The following is a 705-nucleotide window of genomic DNA, read 5'->3' on the forward strand; positions in this document are numbered from 1 at the left end:
GGGAAGTTCGACAACAAGTCCTACCAAGTCTCCGGCGGCCTCCACGGCGTCGGCGTCACCGTCGTCAACGCGCTGTCGAGCGAACTCGAAGTCGAGGTCAAACACGACGGCGCGGTGTGGACACACCGCTTCGAGGTCGGCGAGCCGCAGGTCGAGGAGTTCGAGCGCGTGCGCGACCTCGAACCCGGCGAAGACACCGGAACGACCATCCGCTTTTGGCCGGACGACGGTATCTTCGAGACGACCGAGTTCGACTTCAAGACGCTCGAAAACCGCCTGCGAGAGCTCGCGTTCCTCAACTCCGGGGTCGAGATTTCGCTCTCCGACGAGCGGACCGACGAGTCGAGCACGTTCCTCTTCGAGGGCGGCATCCGCGAGTTCGTCGAGTACCTCAACGAGACCAAGACGGCGCTCCACGACGACGTCATCTACTACGACGACGAGTCGGAGGGCATCGAGGTCGAAATCGCCATGCAGGCGACCGACGAGCTCCAGGGGTCGATTCACGCCTTCGCCAACAACATCAACACCCGCGAGGGCGGCACGCATCTGACCGGGTTCAAGACGGCGCTCACCCGCGTCGTCAACGACTACGCGAACAGCCACGACATGCTGGACGACCTCGACGGCGACAACCTCCGCGGCGAGGACGTTCGCGAGGGACTCACCGCCGTCATCTCCGTCAAGCACCCCGACCCGCAGTTC

1 pseudogene is annotated in these 705 nt (G+C 64.1%); it reads left to right on the forward strand.

Annotated elements, in window-relative coordinates:
* A pseudogene (locus DVK06_RS16810) lies at window positions 1–705 on the forward strand (DNA topoisomerase IV subunit B); the annotation flags it as partial.

It is taken from the genome of Halorubrum sp. Atlit-28R (assembly GCF_003665955.1).
Lineage (GTDB): Archaea > Halobacteriota > Halobacteria > Halobacteriales > Haloferacaceae > Halorubrum > Halorubrum tropicale.